Origin of the sequence: Rhodococcus sp. NPDC127593, from assembly GCF_042671975.1 — a bacterium.
Classification (GTDB): domain Bacteria; phylum Actinomycetota; class Actinomycetes; order Mycobacteriales; family Mycobacteriaceae; genus Rhodococcus_F.
This window is the reverse complement of the sequence record NZ_JBHXWI010000039.1, coordinates 1-14,604: the sequence shown is the minus strand read 5'-3', so window position 1 is coordinate 14,604 and position 14,604 is coordinate 1. Positions and strand designations below refer to the sequence as shown.

9 protein-coding genes and 3 pseudogenes are annotated in these 14,604 nt (G+C 63.6%); all 12 read right to left on the bottom strand.

What is annotated here, in order from left to right; translation table 11 throughout:
* Window positions 1–4 precede the first annotated feature (4 nt).
* Entirely contained in the window at window positions 5–1,150 is a 1,146-nt protein-coding gene (locus ACFVJ3_RS31405) for a thiolase family protein (protein WP_378455786.1), read from the bottom strand.
* Window positions 1,150–1,545 (bottom strand): Zn-ribbon domain-containing OB-fold protein, encoded by a 396-nt coding sequence (locus ACFVJ3_RS31400; protein WP_378455785.1) that lies wholly within the window; start codon window positions 1,543–1,545, stop codon window positions 1,150–1,152. The genes ACFVJ3_RS31405 and ACFVJ3_RS31400 overlap by 1 nt, the downstream gene beginning before the upstream one ends.
* 28 nt (window positions 1,546–1,573) lie before the next feature.
* Window positions 1,574–2,191: a PaaI family thioesterase gene (locus ACFVJ3_RS31395; RefSeq protein WP_378455784.1), complete on the bottom strand. Its 618-nt coding sequence runs from the start codon at window positions 2,189–2,191 to the stop codon at window positions 1,574–1,576.
* 337 nt (window positions 2,192–2,528) lie between these two features.
* Entirely contained in the window at window positions 2,529–3,701 is a 1,173-nt protein-coding gene (locus tag ACFVJ3_RS31390) for a thiolase family protein (RefSeq protein ID WP_378455783.1), read from the bottom strand.
* A 329-nt stretch (window positions 3,702–4,030) separates the two neighbouring features.
* Window positions 4,031–5,095 (bottom strand): annotated as a pseudogene (locus ACFVJ3_RS31385) (ATP-binding protein); the annotation flags it as partial.
* 877 nt (window positions 5,096–5,972) lie between these two features.
* Window positions 5,973–6,167 carry a hypothetical protein gene (locus ACFVJ3_RS31380; RefSeq protein ID WP_378455782.1) on the bottom strand — a complete coding sequence of 65 codons (195 nt, stop codon included), beginning with the start codon at window positions 6,165–6,167 and terminating at the stop codon, window positions 5,973–5,975.
* A gap of 14 nt (window positions 6,168–6,181) precedes the next feature.
* Window positions 6,182–7,309: an amidohydrolase family protein gene (locus ACFVJ3_RS31375; protein WP_378455781.1), complete on the bottom strand. Its 1,128-nt coding sequence runs from the start codon at window positions 7,307–7,309 to the stop codon at window positions 6,182–6,184.
* Between the two features lie 983 nt (window positions 7,310–8,292).
* Window positions 8,293–11,580: a protein kinase gene (locus tag ACFVJ3_RS31370; protein WP_378455780.1), complete on the bottom strand. Its 3,288-nt coding sequence runs from the start codon at window positions 11,578–11,580 to the stop codon at window positions 8,293–8,295.
* 1,041 nt (window positions 11,581–12,621) lie between these two features.
* Complete coding sequence (locus ACFVJ3_RS31365; protein ID WP_378455779.1) at window positions 12,622–12,843, bottom strand: hypothetical protein; 222 nt, start codon at window positions 12,841–12,843, stop codon at window positions 12,622–12,624.
* The gene (locus ACFVJ3_RS31360; protein ID WP_378455778.1) at window positions 12,824–14,062 is read right to left on the bottom strand and encodes an MFS transporter; all 1,239 of its coding nucleotides are present in this window, start codon (window positions 14,060–14,062) and stop codon (window positions 12,824–12,826) included. Before ACFVJ3_RS31360 ends, ACFVJ3_RS31365 begins: the two co-directional genes overlap by 20 nt.
* Window positions 14,063–14,264: 202 nt before the next feature.
* Window positions 14,265–14,393 (bottom strand): annotated as a pseudogene (locus tag ACFVJ3_RS31355) (GTP cyclohydrolase I); the annotation flags it as partial.
* Window positions 14,348–14,604: pseudogene (locus tag ACFVJ3_RS31350) on the bottom strand (hypothetical protein); the annotation flags it as partial. The pseudogenes ACFVJ3_RS31350 and ACFVJ3_RS31355, both read right to left, overlap by 46 nt.

Genomic DNA, 14,604 nt, shown 5'->3' with positions numbered 1-14,604 from the left:
GCCCTCATCGGACCAGGATGCTGACCGCGCCGGTTCCTGGCGAACCGTACAGGTGGGTGTACCCCACCGAGGGAACCTTCTCGATTTGACGGGCGCCGGCCTGGCCACGCATCTGCAAGACGACTTCGCGGATCTGACGGAGGCCCGAGGCACCAATCGGTTCACCGTTCGCGATCAGCCCGCCATCGGTGTTGACCGGCAGTACGCCGGTGATCTCGGTGTGTCCCTCAGCGATGAGCTTCTCCTGGTCGCCGTCGGCGCAGAATCCGTTCTCCGCCAGATGCATGATCTCGGAGCCGGCGTCCGTGTCTTGCAGTTGCGCGACCCCGACATCACTCGGCTCCACTCCGGCGATCTCGAAGGCTGCACGCGAGGCATCGACAGTGGGGCTCGGCGCTCCGGTCAGCGGAAGCGAGGTGCTCTGCATCTCGAACGCTCCCTCTCGCCGACTCCTCAGAACCGACGCACTCAGGGTAATCGGCGTCGAGGCGTACTTACGCGCCAGATCGGATCTGCACAGCACGATCGCGGCTGCACCCTCGTCCGGGGCACAGTACATATACTGTGTGAGTGGGTAATTCAGGTACCGCGCCGCCAGGATCTCCTCCTCGGACATCGGTTTCCGGCGCCATGCCATCTCGTTGTGTTCACCGTTACGCATGTTCTTCGCGGCGACCCGAGCGAGGGTCCGGGGAGAGATGCCGTAATCGCTCATGTAACGATTGATCTTCATCCCGAAAAAGTGCGTGGTGAGGAAGAGCCCGGTCTGCGCATACCAGTCCGGCAGTCCAAGCACGGAGGGATCCGCCGAGAAGGCACCCTTCGGATGCTTGTCGAATCCGACGGCAACCGCGATATCGGCCTCACCGTGTTCGATTGCTTTGGCTGCCATCGAGAGTGAGGTGTTGGCCGTCGCGCAGCCGTTGAATACGCCGTAGACGGGAATCCCAGTGAGTCCCATCTTCCCGACGATCGAGTCTGGATTGGAAACCTCCAGACTGCCCGCAAATCCCATCTGCACGTCAGACCAGGAGATCCCGGCATCACGGAGCGCCGAATGCAGGGCCTCCGCGCCCATGTCGAGAGCGGACTTACCCGGGAACCGCCCGAAGGGGTGCATTCCCACCCCGATGATCGATACCCCCGCCATCACTGTTCTCCTTCTGCGCTGTCCGCCACCGGAGCGAAAGCAAAGGTGTCACCGCCCGCAAAGGGCACGACGACAACCCGCATACGGCCGTCGATCGTCAACTCGTCGGGATTGCACGTCGTTAGCCTGCCCTCCACGAGGAGCCCCTCCGGGAACTCCACATAACCCACACCGAATGGTCGAAATTCTCCGTCGGGCAGCGCCGGGGGAGACGGAGGCGGGAACTCCTGGCTTGTCCACGTGTAGAGCAGGCCTTCCGGTGCCAGCTCCACGACTTCCTGATCGGACTCAGCAGGAAAGACCAGGTGATCCGACGTGGAGGACCTCGAGGCGATTAAATACACACGGTCACCGTCGACCCTGAACAAGTCGGTCGGCGCTACGAACGTCGTCATGCCTTAAACAGTATCATCAGCTAAACTATTAATCTATACGCTGTTGCGCTTCCAACCACTTGTAATGCGACTCGAAGTGGGTGGCTGGACGTTTAATCATGATGGCGTCGGCCTCCGCCACGATCGCCCCTGAACTCTCGAGCTCCAAGGTCGCCTTGATGAACACCCTTCTGCCCTCGCGTTCGGTGATCCACGCCCGACCAATCAGCTGCCAACCAATTGGCACCGGACGAACAAACCTGACGGTCAGCGTCCCCGTGACTGCAAATTCTGCGTTCATCGTCAGCGTGTGCCCGGCGAGTTCGTCCATGACCGCAGCCGTCCACCCGCCATGCGCGACCTTCGGACCTCCTTCTTCTGTCGGGGGACACACCACACGGCTGATCACGACACCGGTCTCGTTAAGTTTTTCGCTCTCGATCCCGAGCCTGCAGCGATTCAACCGACGGCACCCGTGGCACAGGCTCATTCCGCCAGGCGAAGTTGGCGCATAGAACGGTGAGGATGGATCGCTCTGGTCCACCGATGCTGGCGGCTGTTCGATATGGTTCCGGCCGGTCGTGGACACAAGGCCCCTTTCGACGCTGAGACGCCGCACCGATACAAGTAAGTGCAGCGTGAAGAGATACGGAGAGTAGGCCTTCACCGAGGGAGCCTCTTAGAGACCGGAAACGGAAAATCTCGGGGCTACAACTGGCCAGTGAAGCACGAAGCAGCTGGATGTGCTCGAGTGCGCTTACGAGCACCGAGGTGAGGGCGGCGCAGGAGCCAAGGCGCACACCTGCCGGTGAGCGCGGCGACAACCGAGACACCCGCCCCGGACGCACGGGATGTCGTGCGTCCGGCTGCTGTGGTCTATCCGGTCCCCGACTCGGTCGCTCATCGCCAAACCTGAGCGGACTCGGAATGCGACATCAGTTCCAACCCGCATTGTGTGCACTGAGATGTCCTCGGGCGGGTTGCGGCGGTCGCCTCACCGCCTGCTATCGGAGGTTCTCGTAAATGGTGGCGTTCGCGGTTCCACCACCCTCACACATCGTCTGGAGTCCGAATCGGCCACCGGTGTGCGCGAGATGATTGATCAGCGTTGCGGCCAGGCGAGCACCTGATCCCCCGAGCGGATGCCCGAGCGCGATAGCGCCTCCCAGCGGGTTCAGCGCGCTGTCCGGCACCCCAGTCTCTGCCTGCCACGCCAGCGGAACCGACGCGAAAGCTTCGTTGACTTCGAAAGCATCGATATCCTCGATGGACAGCCCCGCACGCTTCAACACAAGTCGCGTCGCGGGGATCGGACCGGTCAGCATCTTGACCGGATCGTCACCCGTGACGACGGCAGTGTGGATCCGTGCCAAAGGCCGGATCCCCAGTTGCATAGCCTTTTCCGAAGTGGTGATTAGCAGTGCCGCCGAACCGTCGGAGATCTGCGACGCGTTACCGGCGGTGACCACTCCCCCGTCCAAAAATGGAGCCTTGAGGGTCGCCAGTTTCTCGACCGTCGACCCGCGTCGAATACCCTCATCAGCGCTGACAATATTGTCTTGAACCCTCACAGGCACGATCTCGTCGTCGAAGCATCCACTGTCCTGCGCCTGTGCGGCCCGTTCGTGTGAACGCACGGAGTACTCGTCGAGCTGTGAGCGGGACAACCCCCACTCGCGAGCGATCAGCTCGGCTCCGGCACCCTGGTTGAACCGTCCGCCGAATCCGGGAGCCGAAAGTGCGTCGGCGTATCGATGCACCGCCGGCCCACCCATTTCACCGGTTCCCTCCACAGTGGCCGCGCCCATCGGAACACTCGACATCATCTCGACTCCACCCGCGACGACGACGTCGGCATGACCGGCAATCACTGTTGCCGCCGCGGTCGAGATGGCCTGCTGCGAGGAGCCGCATTGACGATCGACTGTGAACCCGGGGACGCTCTCCGGCCAGCCTGCGGCCAGCACACCCATTCGTGCGACGTTCCCGGACTGCTGGCCCACGCTGATTACATTGCCCCAGTGCACGTCATCGATGATGGAGGGGTCGATTCCCGCCCGTTCGACGAGCGCATTTAACACCTGTGCCGTCGTGTCAACCGCATGAAGGGCCGACAATCCTCCCCCACGCCTTCCAATCGGCGTCCGCGCCAGCGCAACTACAACTGCATCCCTCATAATTTTCCTGTCCTCATCCGGCCGATCCACGCCCGGGTTTCAGCTTAATCAGTTCACTATATAGCGAAAGGAGTGTGCGTCAACCAGGTCGGCCCCCCAGACTGTGCGGGCGTGTCAGGAGCGGTAGCGGCGGGCCACCCGCCGCTCGTCATGCAGACTGTGCGGACTATATCGAGAAACGCCGAACCCAATTTGTAACAGTGCGAGGCAGCACCAACGCGAGTTGAACGGTCTGCCCTGCGCTGAAATCCTCGGCGGCGGTGGCGCGAACCTCGCGTTAGTGGATTCGTCATTCTCGATGCGTTCGATCTCTGTATTCCCGGACGTCACAACGCCGTTCTAAGTTGCGAGGATGCGCACTTCAGATCACCGCTGTAAAGGGCAAGCATTCCGTCGAGGAAACGAACGCGCACACCATCGGTTCGCTGGTCTGCGCTGCCAGCGTGCGCCCCCGCTCTACAAGAGCGGCTGCAGCATCGAGGTCACCGTGCACAGTGACCGTCACGCTGGCACCGTAGAGCGCTTTCGTCCATTCGGCAGTGCGTGGACCACTTTCGTGGGCAAGCAATTCGTTGAGCCCGCGCCGCCCTCATTGAACAAACCCTGGAATCCCCAGAACAAGAACAGCGCGCCGGAGTGCACAGCCCCGCGGGCCGGATCGTCGTCAACGCTGAAGTCGAGAGCTTCCCGCAGGTTCGGTTGTTCCCGCTTCAGGCGGGCGATCCAGTCGAGATGGTGACGCTGATCCACTCCGCCTCCGATTCAAGCGCGAACGCCTCGTACCAGTCCCGTTGCCGGCGACGCGAGCGAGAGCCTCGCCGAGTTGTTCGAGTTTCTCGTAACCGAATTTCGCGGAGGGTCTCGAGCATCCGGAACCGCACCACCATCCCGTGCTCCTCCGGGATCAGGATCGACTTCTTCACCCAGGGAGGACAGAGTGTCCAGTAGCTCGTCCGGGGCCAGGTCCGCACCGCACATCTGCTCGGCGGCAGCCACTGCAGGATCTGCTCGGGCGATATCGCCCGCAACCGAGCGGCGGCCAGCTCGATCGGCAGCGAAAGCCCGTCGAGCCTGCGGCAGATCACTTCCACTGCGAAAGCGTTCGACTCCGTGAGCGTGAACCCCGGAACGGCGGCAACCGCACGATCGGCAAACAACGTCATGGCATCGTATTGGGCAACCCTCGCAACGAGAGGGTTCGCGCGGGATCCGGGACGGCCAGGGGACCCGCAGCTAAACTTTTTCCGCCGATGGCAAGGTTCGCGGCGGGTGGCAAGGATTTTCCTTCGTGAACGGGTATGCAACAGCGTCTCCGCAAGCTCCGCGATGCCGTCGACCATGTGTTCAAAGTTGTCGAGTACAAGCAGTACCTCTCGCGGCTTGATGAACTCGAGATGGCGCAGCTGGCCACCATGCTGTGGAGGGAAGTCGACCATGGCCGCCCGTTCCCGGCATCGAAGCCAGGTGACGCACTACGATGCATCCCGCAGGACCCGGCAGTGGGCTGATCGTCGTCCCTCCACCGGGCTATTCCCCAGACGATGGCCGGGCCCCCGTCACCGAAGAACGACTCCGCGCGCTTGGGTCAAGACCACGCCCGACCTGACACCGCGCGGTTCACGCTCGCCACGAAGTCCCGGCCGCGATTCTGGACGAAACGCTCACCATCCACATAGCAGAAAAATCTTCAGCGGTGACGAGTGCCTACACGGCCGACGCCAGCAAGCGAATCACCGGGCTATCGCCGAGACCTCGACGTCGGCCTAGCAGGATTGACCCTGTCCCACCGTTCAGGCTCGTCGAGGCCACATGGCAACCGTATGGACGCGCCAACCTCGACGTACTTCGCACGTGCGTCCTCCACATCCGATAGTGAAGCGCCGCAATAGGGTCACACAAATAGAGCTAGATTCAGCTTCTGCTCATCAAAATTTCCAAACGCCCCATGCTCGCCGAATTGTGACCATACAGCGAGGTTCCGCCTGCTATCTACACCGTGGTGGGTTGGCGTCGACGCATGGGAGGCGGCGAGCCGCCACCGCAGTGAGTGATGCCGCGCCACCGCTCGTCGGCGACGATGCAGCGACGAGCGGTGGTGACGAGGCAAACGTCTCGGTGGGCCCGACGTGCTCGACGGGGTATGGCTGCAGCCTGGCCCACGTCCGCGCAAACAGTCATATTTCGCGACTCCGACGACGAGCTGAATCTCGCTCCACCGAACAGAACCGACGAATCCGATCCGGTCGGCCGCACGGATTATCTGCGCGACTCTCAGTTGGCGTGCAACTTCGCGAGCCGGAGCCCTTCGTCGCGAGTCGGTGCGACTGTTTGCCACCGCTCGCACGAGCACGCACACCGAAACCCTCCCCCGGTGAGCGGCACGACCGACTGCACGTCGCAACTGCCGTCGGCGATCGCATCCTGCATCATCTCGAGTGGAGAGTCGTACATGACGTTCTCGGACATGTCAGCCTCGCCTGTCATGCCGCGGGAACTGCCGGCAGTCCGGGAAACAGCTCGTTGAACGCCCCGACCGTGATCCTCTCTCTGACCACCGGGTCGGCATCGCGGAAGAGTCCGTGAAGCGTTTCTTGCGTGTGGCCGTAGGTGCCTTCCATATGCGGATAGTCACTACCCCACAACACATTGGTGTAACCCATATGGGTGGCGGCCATTACTGCGGTTGCGTCATGCTGGAAAGACGCATAAACCTGCGAGTAAAGGATTTCGCGCGCCGAGCGCTTCAGCTTGTGCCGGATGGCGGAGTCATGTTGACGATAGCCCTCCTCCATCCTGTCTGCGATGAACGGCACCCACGTGGCACCGCCCTCAGCAACCAAAACCTTCAGGTCTGGGTGACGATCGAGGGCTCCACTGGCGACCATCTTCATCGCAGCCCGCTGCCCGCCGAAAGAAGTTTCGGTGAAGTTGAGGATGAACCCGCCCGGACCACGGTATTTGATCTCACCGTTGGTGTTTCCGGTCGATAGATCGACCGGGTCAGTACCAATATGAAACGCGATCACGATACGCGCCCGCTCTGCGGCAGCCCAGAACGGTTCCCAATCCTCGTGGTGGTAGTCCTTTTGCAGCGGGTGCGGGGTAACCGGTAAGAAGACTGCGCGGTAACCCATCTCAGCAACACGCTCAAGTTCAGCTACCGCGTCGCCCACGTCCAACGTCGACACCTGCGCAGTTGCAACCAGCCGATCGTGAGGCTTCTCGATTGTTTCCCACGCCCAGTCGTTACTCACTCGCAGAGCTTCACGCAGCACCTCCGGGGTCCTGAACGATGAACTCCACATCCCGAGTGAAGGGAACACGAGTTCTGCCCAAACGCCCTCTTGATCGAGGTCGGCCATCCGCTTGTCCACGTCACGAGCACCTGGAGCGCGCATCGACGATTCGATGAACTCCTGAGCCTTCATCGTCGGGAGCTTGCGCCGGAATGACATGCCATCGATGTGCACGGTTTCCCACTGGCCATCGGCATCCTTGACAGTTCGAGGAACCAGGTCGGCAAGCCGCGCCGGGAGATTATCCCGCCAAAGATCCTCAGGCTCAAGGAAATGCGAATCGGCGGAGTTTGCCCATATCTTGTTCGGCATTACGTACCTCCTGAGGTAGTTGTGTCTGCCCTTGGCCTACGAAACACCCGTCCTTCGCACAGCAAACGCGGACGGCGCATGAACGAGCACGGGAGACTCAGATTCGATAGAGTATTACTTTACGCCGTAATGTAATGTACCTGACCGGTCTTGTAAAGGCTTCGCGTTGATTCAACCAAATTCCTGCGTTGATCCTTTTGCTACAGTGCCGCCGTGTGCGACCAACAGCCCCAAAGCACCCACGTCGCGGGCGCGCGTTCGTCGCGGCCCCCGAACCCAGCCACAGCCACAGCCACGGTGACGCTTCGGCCAGGTGCCACCGCACGCACCGCCAGCGCCGCCGTGGACGGCCAAAACGTGATGTACGTGAGCCCGAAATCGACGGCGACCCACTTTCGGTGACATGGACCGCTGAGTAAGGTCGAACCATTCCACGCTCATGCCGCTCCGCCGTCCTCGTCGCTCCCTTACACCGGATTCGCGGCACAGCGCCAACCGGCGCGCAGTGCCACCGGCGCCGCATTGGTCGCCGCTCGTCATCCCCTCCACCCATGCTGGTTCGCATTACCTAGCTATCGCCTGGCTCAGCGGCATGTTTGGCTTTTTGCCAGCTGTTACCGGTACCCTCTGACAAATGAAACGAGCTGAGAGCTCGGTCGTCTTTGTCGCTTCCCGTTGAAGGTCCCCCCGTCGACGCTCCGGGGCACGCAGATACACCGGTCACCGTCACCGCCGAGTAACCGTACGAAGGACGTATCGCACGCCCGTACTTGACAGAAATGCTGCTTCGATGCCCCCAGTACTCTCTCCCCGCACCCGATGCCCCTGCCCTCGACGGGCGAAGGACGAGTCCGGGAGCCCGAGGCCGCCGAAATGCCCTCGGGCTGTGGTAGCTACGGCGTCACGCTACTAGCGCTGGAACGCGGAATGTCTAGATCGCTGATGGCCAGTGATTTCTCCTCTTGTGCGGGTACTACCGGGCTCTAATCGTGCGTCCGCTCCACGACCCAGGCTGCCACTTGTGTCCGGGAGGTGAAACCCAGTTTGGCCAGGATGTGCTCTACATGCCCTTGCGCGGTGCGGGGGGAGATCACCAGGCGGTCGGCGATGGCCTGGTTGGTCAGGCCTTCGGCGATCAGATCGGCGACTTGGCGTTCCCGCTTGGTCAGCCGCGTCGACGCCTCGGAGGTGGGGGCCGGGTTACCGGGCGGTTGCTCGTGGAGGGCGTAGGCGATTGCCGCGTCGAAGCCGAGCTGTTCACCCTTGTGGTGTGCCGCTGAGAATGCTTTTTCACCCAGTTTCTGCCGGGCATTCCGTCTAGATTCCTGCTGGTAGGGAAGTAGGTTGGAATGTACGACCACAGCACTTCCCATCGACTGCGCCAACCCGTCTGCGGCCCCCATCAGCACTGCGGCCCGAGTTGCGTCACGTTGTTCGCAGGTGATCCAAGCGAGGGCTTCGAGGGAAGATACGGCGACGCGTGGACTGTGGATGCGCCGGGTCAGCTCCAATGATTGCCTAAGCAGCCGCACTGCGCGATCGGTGTCGCCCTGCCGCCACACGGCGATGCCCAGGGCCCACAGTGAGAGGGACCGAAACAACAACTCACCGTGGGCTTCCGTGATCGCGAGAGCTCGTTCGTGGGTCTCGATCGCCTGCTCCGTCAAACCGCGCATTCCACGGGCAAGCCCTAACGAGTACAGCAGGCTGATTTCGAGGGTGCGCTCCGGGTGTTCACTGAATGGGGGCAGGGCAGTTTCGAGCAGAGTGCACGCGCGGTCAGGATCGCCACTGATGAGTGCCAGCGTTCCTTCGGCGAAGAGACCTAACGCCTGTATCATCGGGTCACCCGTGTGCGCGGCGAGCGCGCGCCCTTCCTCGACAAATTTCGCTCCAGTCTGAAGGTCGCGCTGCATGATCGCCGTCACGCTGGCGCAATAGAGTCCCTTTGCCCACTCGAGCGTCGGTGGGCCGCTCTGGCGGACGAGCAGATCCCCCAGCCAGCGCCGCCCCTCGTTGTAGAAGCCCTGAGTTCCCCAGAACAGAAACAGTGCGGCAGCGGTACGCAGACCGGCGGCGGGATTGTCGTCGAGGCTGAATTCGAGGGCCTCTCGCAGGTTCGGTTGTTCCCGCTGCAGGCGGGCGATCCAGTCGAGTTGGCGGGCGCTGATCCATTCGGCTTCGGATTCGAGCGCCAATGCCTCGTACCAGTCCCGGTGTCGGCGATGCAATGCGTTGCTCTCGCCGGTCTGCACGAGTTTGTCGTAGCCGTATGCCCGGAGGGTCTCGAGCATCCGGAACCGCACCACCGACCCGGTTTCTTCCCGGATCAGGATGGACTTGTCCACCAGGGAGGTCAGGGTATCGAGGAGCTCGTCCCGGTCGAGGCCCTCGCCGCACACATGCTCGGCGGCGTCGAGTTCGAAGCTACCCGCGAACACCGCTACCCGCCGCCAGACCAGTTGTTCGCCGGGGCTGCACAACTCGAAGCTCCAGTCGATACACCATCGTAGGGTTTGCTGCCGCGTCGGCGCGCCTCGGCTGCCGCGGGTGAGCAAGGCGTAGCGGTCGGTCAGCCGCTGCAGGATCTGTTCGGGCGACATCGCCCGCAGCCGGGCCGCGGCCAGTTCGATCGGCAGCGGAAGCCCGTCGAGGCGGTGGCAGATTCCGGCCACCGGCGCCGCATTGTCCTCGGTGAGCGTGAATCCGGGGACGGCGGCGGCGGCGCGCTCGGTAAACAGCGTCACCGCGTCGTATCTGGGCAACCCTCGCAGCGAGGGTTGCCGCTCGGGATCAGGGACCGACAGTGGGGGGACCCGGAACACCGCCTCCCCGCCGATACCGAGGGGTTCGCGGCTGGTGGCGAGAATCCGCACACCAGGGCAGGTCTGCAGCAGCAGACTGGACAGCTCCGCCACGGCGTCCACCAGGTGTTCGCAGTTGTCGAAGACCAGCAGGGATTCTCGCGGGGTGAGGAACTCGATCACCACCTCCCGCAGCGGCCTCGTCGAGTGGTCCCGCAATCCCACTGCTCCGGCGACGGCGTCGATCAGCGCCGACTCATCGCGCAGTTCCCCCAACTCGACCAGGCGTACACCGTCGGCGTAGTCGCGTTGCACCGCTGCCGCGACCCGAAGTGCGAGCCGCGTCTTGCCTACACCCCCGATCCCAGTCAAGGTGACGAGCCGGGACCCGGTGAGCAGGTTCTTCGTCTCGGTCAGCTCGTGTCGGCGGCCGATGAAACTGCTCAGTTCCAGGGGCAGATGTCCCGTCGCCCCCAGCACGGAGGAAGGTGGCCCATACCCGCTGCGCGTGGACACATGCCGTCCGTTTCCCTGGGCATCGGACTCCTCGCTTCCCTGGGCATCGGACTCCTCGCGCAGGGCCATCTCGTCAACCGGCAGACCGTGTTGCCGTTGTAGGGTGCGCAGTTCCTCCCCGAATTCGGCGGCGCTGGCGGGACGCTGACCAGGAGTCCGGAACATCGCCCAGGCAATCGTGTCGGACACATCGTCGGGGATCCCCTGTTCTCGCAGATCAGGCGCCTCCTGAGTGGTAATCCGCAGGAACTGGGCTATCACCTGCTCCCCGCTGTGACGTTCGTACGCGGCATGACCGGTCAGCGCACTGAACAGGGTCGCGCCCAGGCCGTAGACGTCGGCGGCCCGGCTCGGCGGATCACCACTGAGGACCTCCGGCGCGGTATACGCCGGCGACCCGGTGACCGCACCGGTGGCGGTCTCGAATCCACCGGTGATGTGCGCGATACCGAAATCCGCCAACTCGGGTTCGCCGTAGTCGGTGAGCAGGATGTTCGCTGGTTTGACGTCGCGATGGAGGATGCCGAGTCGGTGCGCCGTCTCGACCGCACCCGCCATCTTCACCCCGAGCCGCAATGCCTCACTCAAAGTTAGCGGACCGTGGAGACGGATCCGCACTTCGAGGGAATCCTGCGGGTGATACGGCATCACGATGTAGGGACGACCGCGGTCGGTGGCGCCGACCTGCAAAATGCCCACGATGTTCGGGTGACCGGTCAGCCGGCCCATCGCCTGTTGCTCCCGGAAGAACCTCGCCCGGTTCTCCTCGTCGAGTTCGACGGTGAGAACCTTCACCGCGACCGTGCGGTCCAGGTCCGCCTGGATGCACCGGTAGACGACGCCGAAACCGCCGCGACCGATCTCCTCGGCATCGTCGAAGCCGATGCGCGCCAGCTCCGCGGCGGGCGACGGCGGATACCGTTGAGTGTCGAGCGGATCACCTGCACCCATCGGACGGTCTACTCACTCCGTCGCTCAACTCACAAGGCACTGGACCCGACGGTACGTCCAGCGCCCATTCACCCGTGGACTCACCTTTCGATGGCGCCCTCTCGAGGATATCGCTGACGGAGATCGGTGTGGGCGATCCTAGTCGCGATCGGTGTGACCGCGCCAGGTTACCGCCACCGGCCCTTGCACGAACCCCGAACATTATGGGTTATCTGATTCACCCGTGGATACGGTGATCCATACCTCAGTGGCCCGGGCGAGTGAGCACGACCAGTTCACCGGATGGAGCGAAGGGCGGTGGCGGTGGCGGCGGGAGCCCTACTGGATCAACAAGGCCGCAGCCCATGACGCCGTGAGAGCATCCGCGATCAAGCATCGCGGATCCTCAAGCCGGCAATGATGATGGAGAACCTCCTCCCCTCAAAGCCAACTCCATGTTCCCGGGACTGTCCCGCCAGGACGAACTGGTGTCAGCAATGCACCCCGACACACGGATCGACTTCATCAGGCCGCCGACGTCGGCCGTTTCGATGCCGCCGCGTTCCTGGACTGCGACCGATTCGCGGGCCATCAGATTGATCCGGCTTCCGACGCCTTGGCCCCGACCGAGGCCGCGGACACGATCGCCGACCTGACCGGCGCGAGCGTGCGTGCCCGCCGAAGAGTCCTCGCGAAAGGTGCATTCCACGGGGCGGTGTCGAGTCAGCGATGGCAGACCGACGATACGGGGTCGACCTCCGCAAGGCCGCGAGCTAGGGCGTCGATCTGTGCCGTTCGGCGAATGGGCGGCTGCACATCGTGTCGACTTCGTGGTCGGAGCGGCATAGTACGTACCGACCTGCTGGACCGGTCAATTCACGGAGCCGGGGACCACGTGCCGGGCATTCTGTGTAAGCACCTGATGTATCGGCCGATGGTGGCGAGGTCGAAGGGACCGCGCCGGGAGGAGCGCCGAGGTAGACCCACCCCCTGGGTCCGCTAGCGAACACATGGGGTGAGGTGTCTAACGAAGTCGGGGCGTCCCGGGACAAGTGTGCGAGTTCACCGCGCGGATTCTCGTCGGGGTGCTCCCTCCAGCTCCACGCATGTCTCCTTTCCGGCCGAGCCCCACACATCGGCGGCGGGTGGTCCTTCGACGAGGAGGTCACCGTCACGGGGGATGAACATGCCGATGCCGACAGCGAGCAACCCGGCAGCCGCGGCGATCCCGAAGACGGCCGCGTACGCGACGGCCGTGGTGTACTCAACTCCCGCAATGTGCATCACCGATGCGGTCGTCAGAGCTGCGACGACCGCGCTGCACGTCGACGTACCGAGGGACCGAGCCAAGGTATTGAGGCTGTCCGCCGCGGCAGTTTCCGTGGTGGGGACCGCGCGCATGATCATCGCAGGAATCGCGCCGTAGGCGAACGCAGCACCGACCGAGGTCACCGTCGCCGCCACGATCACGACGACGAGGTGAGGTGGGGCGACGGCGCGGTACGAGATTGGTGGCCATGAGGATCGTGGTGCCGATCAGGAAGGTCCTTCGGGGACCACAACGGTGGGACAGGTAGGCGGTCACCGGGGAGAACGCGACCATCATCAGACCGGCGGGGAGCAGCGCGAGACCGCTGAGGGTCAACGACATCCCGTAGCCGTAACCGGTCTCGAGGGGGGCCTGGAAGATCTGGGCACTCACCATGAAGGACGTGAACATGGCAAACCCGACGAGGATCGAGGCGATGTTGGTCAGAAGTATCGGACGGCGTGCGGACACGCGTAGGTCCACCAGCGGCTGCCGAACTCCGGCCGCACGCCTTGCCGAGGTGAGCCGCAGTTCGCATCTACGCCGCACAGGGAACAGCGCTGCCGCCCCGGCGAACAGTCCGAGTACCGGTCCGCTCCCCCAGCCCCATCCGTTGCCCTGGGTGATGGCGAGCAGCAGGCACACCAATGCCGCGGTCAACCCGAGGGGCGCCGAGCAGGTCGAACTGCCGCCGGAACGGACCGGTGATTCGGGCACCACCGTCCAGATCGCGCCCATTCCGAGCACTCCGATCACCGCGGCACCACCGAAAAGCCAATGCCAGCTCAGATGTTCGGCGACGACACCGGTCAAGGGCAGCCCGATTGCCCCGCCTGCGCCCAGCGTGGAACTCATCAACGCGATCCCACCGGCCACCCGCCTCGGTGGGAGTTCATCACGCATGATGCTGATGCCGAGTGGTACGGCTCCGACCGCCGCACCATGCAGGGCACGGGCGATCAACACTGCGGCGAAGGTGTTGAAAAGCGCGCCGAGGGCACTACCCGTCGCCATCACCGCCAGCGCGATCAGCAACAGCCGCCGCTTGCCGTACATGTCTCCGAGCCGACCGAGAACCGGTGCACAGACGGCGCCGGCGATGAGGTTGACCGTCACCAGCCACACGGCCCCGCCGGGTGTGGTGTGCAGCAGCCGCGGGAACTCCGGCAGCAGTGGCATCACGATGGTTTGCATCAGCGAGACCGCGATGCCGCACGATGCCAGGGCGAGGACGACCAGTCTGCCTGACCCAGCACGGGCCGCCCGGGCCTTTCTCCGAGATGGACCTGCGAGGAGAGAGGGCCGCCGCCGCACTTCTCGAGAGGCCGGCGGATGCCATCGACTCGGCCGCTCCCCCGCTGCGCCAGCGCGCGAAAATGTACTCATACTACCGCGGTCATTTGCGTAGCATCAGGCTCAGCGCCTCGGACCGCGAGGCGGCACTGGACTGCAGAAGCCCCCGGACCGCCGAGGTCGTCGTCACCGCTCCCGGCTTGCGGATTCCGCGCATCGCCATACACAAGTGTGCTCACGCAGCGCACACAGCTCCTCACGGCGCAGCGCGGCATCGTAGGCCAGCGCCAGCATCAGGCGGTTGCGGACCGGTTCCCCGGCGGCGACGGTCAGGATGTCGACCCACTGCTTCTCTAGTCTCTCCAGAACTGTCGATCTTGAGATTCTGGAGGGACCATTTTGGATGACGAGCCGGGCTGCTGGACGCTGGACTTCTATGACTT

Bases quoted from the DNA above. Each gene is read 5' to 3' on its own strand.
- ACFVJ3_RS31365 (WP_378455779.1), bottom strand. From the start codon at position 12,843: ATGCACATTGCGGGAGTTGAGTACACCACGGCCGTCGCGTACGCGGCC.
- ACFVJ3_RS31400 (WP_378455785.1), bottom strand. From the start codon at position 1,545: ATGACGACGTTCGTAGCGCCGACCGACTTGTTCAGGGTCGACGGTGAC.
- ACFVJ3_RS31405 (WP_378455786.1), bottom strand. From the start codon at position 1,150: ATGGCGGGGGTATCGATCATCGGGGTGGGAATGCACCCCTTCGGGCGG.
- ACFVJ3_RS31360 (WP_378455778.1), bottom strand. From the start codon at position 14,062: ATGCAAACCATCGTGATGCCACTGCTGCCGGAGTTCCCGCGGCTGCTG.
- ACFVJ3_RS31390 (WP_378455783.1), bottom strand. From the start codon at position 3,701: ATGAGGGATGCAGTTGTAGTTGCGCTGGCGCGGACGCCGATTGGAAGG.
- ACFVJ3_RS31375 (WP_378455781.1), bottom strand. From the start codon at position 7,309: ATGCCGAACAAGATATGGGCAAACTCCGCCGATTCGCATTTCCTTGAG.
- ACFVJ3_RS31370 (WP_378455780.1), bottom strand. From the start codon at position 11,580: ATGGGTGCAGGTGATCCGCTCGACACTCAACGGTATCCGCCGTCGCCC.
- ACFVJ3_RS31380 (WP_378455782.1), bottom strand. From the start codon at position 6,167: ATGTCCGAGAACGTCATGTACGACTCTCCACTCGAGATGATGCAGGAT.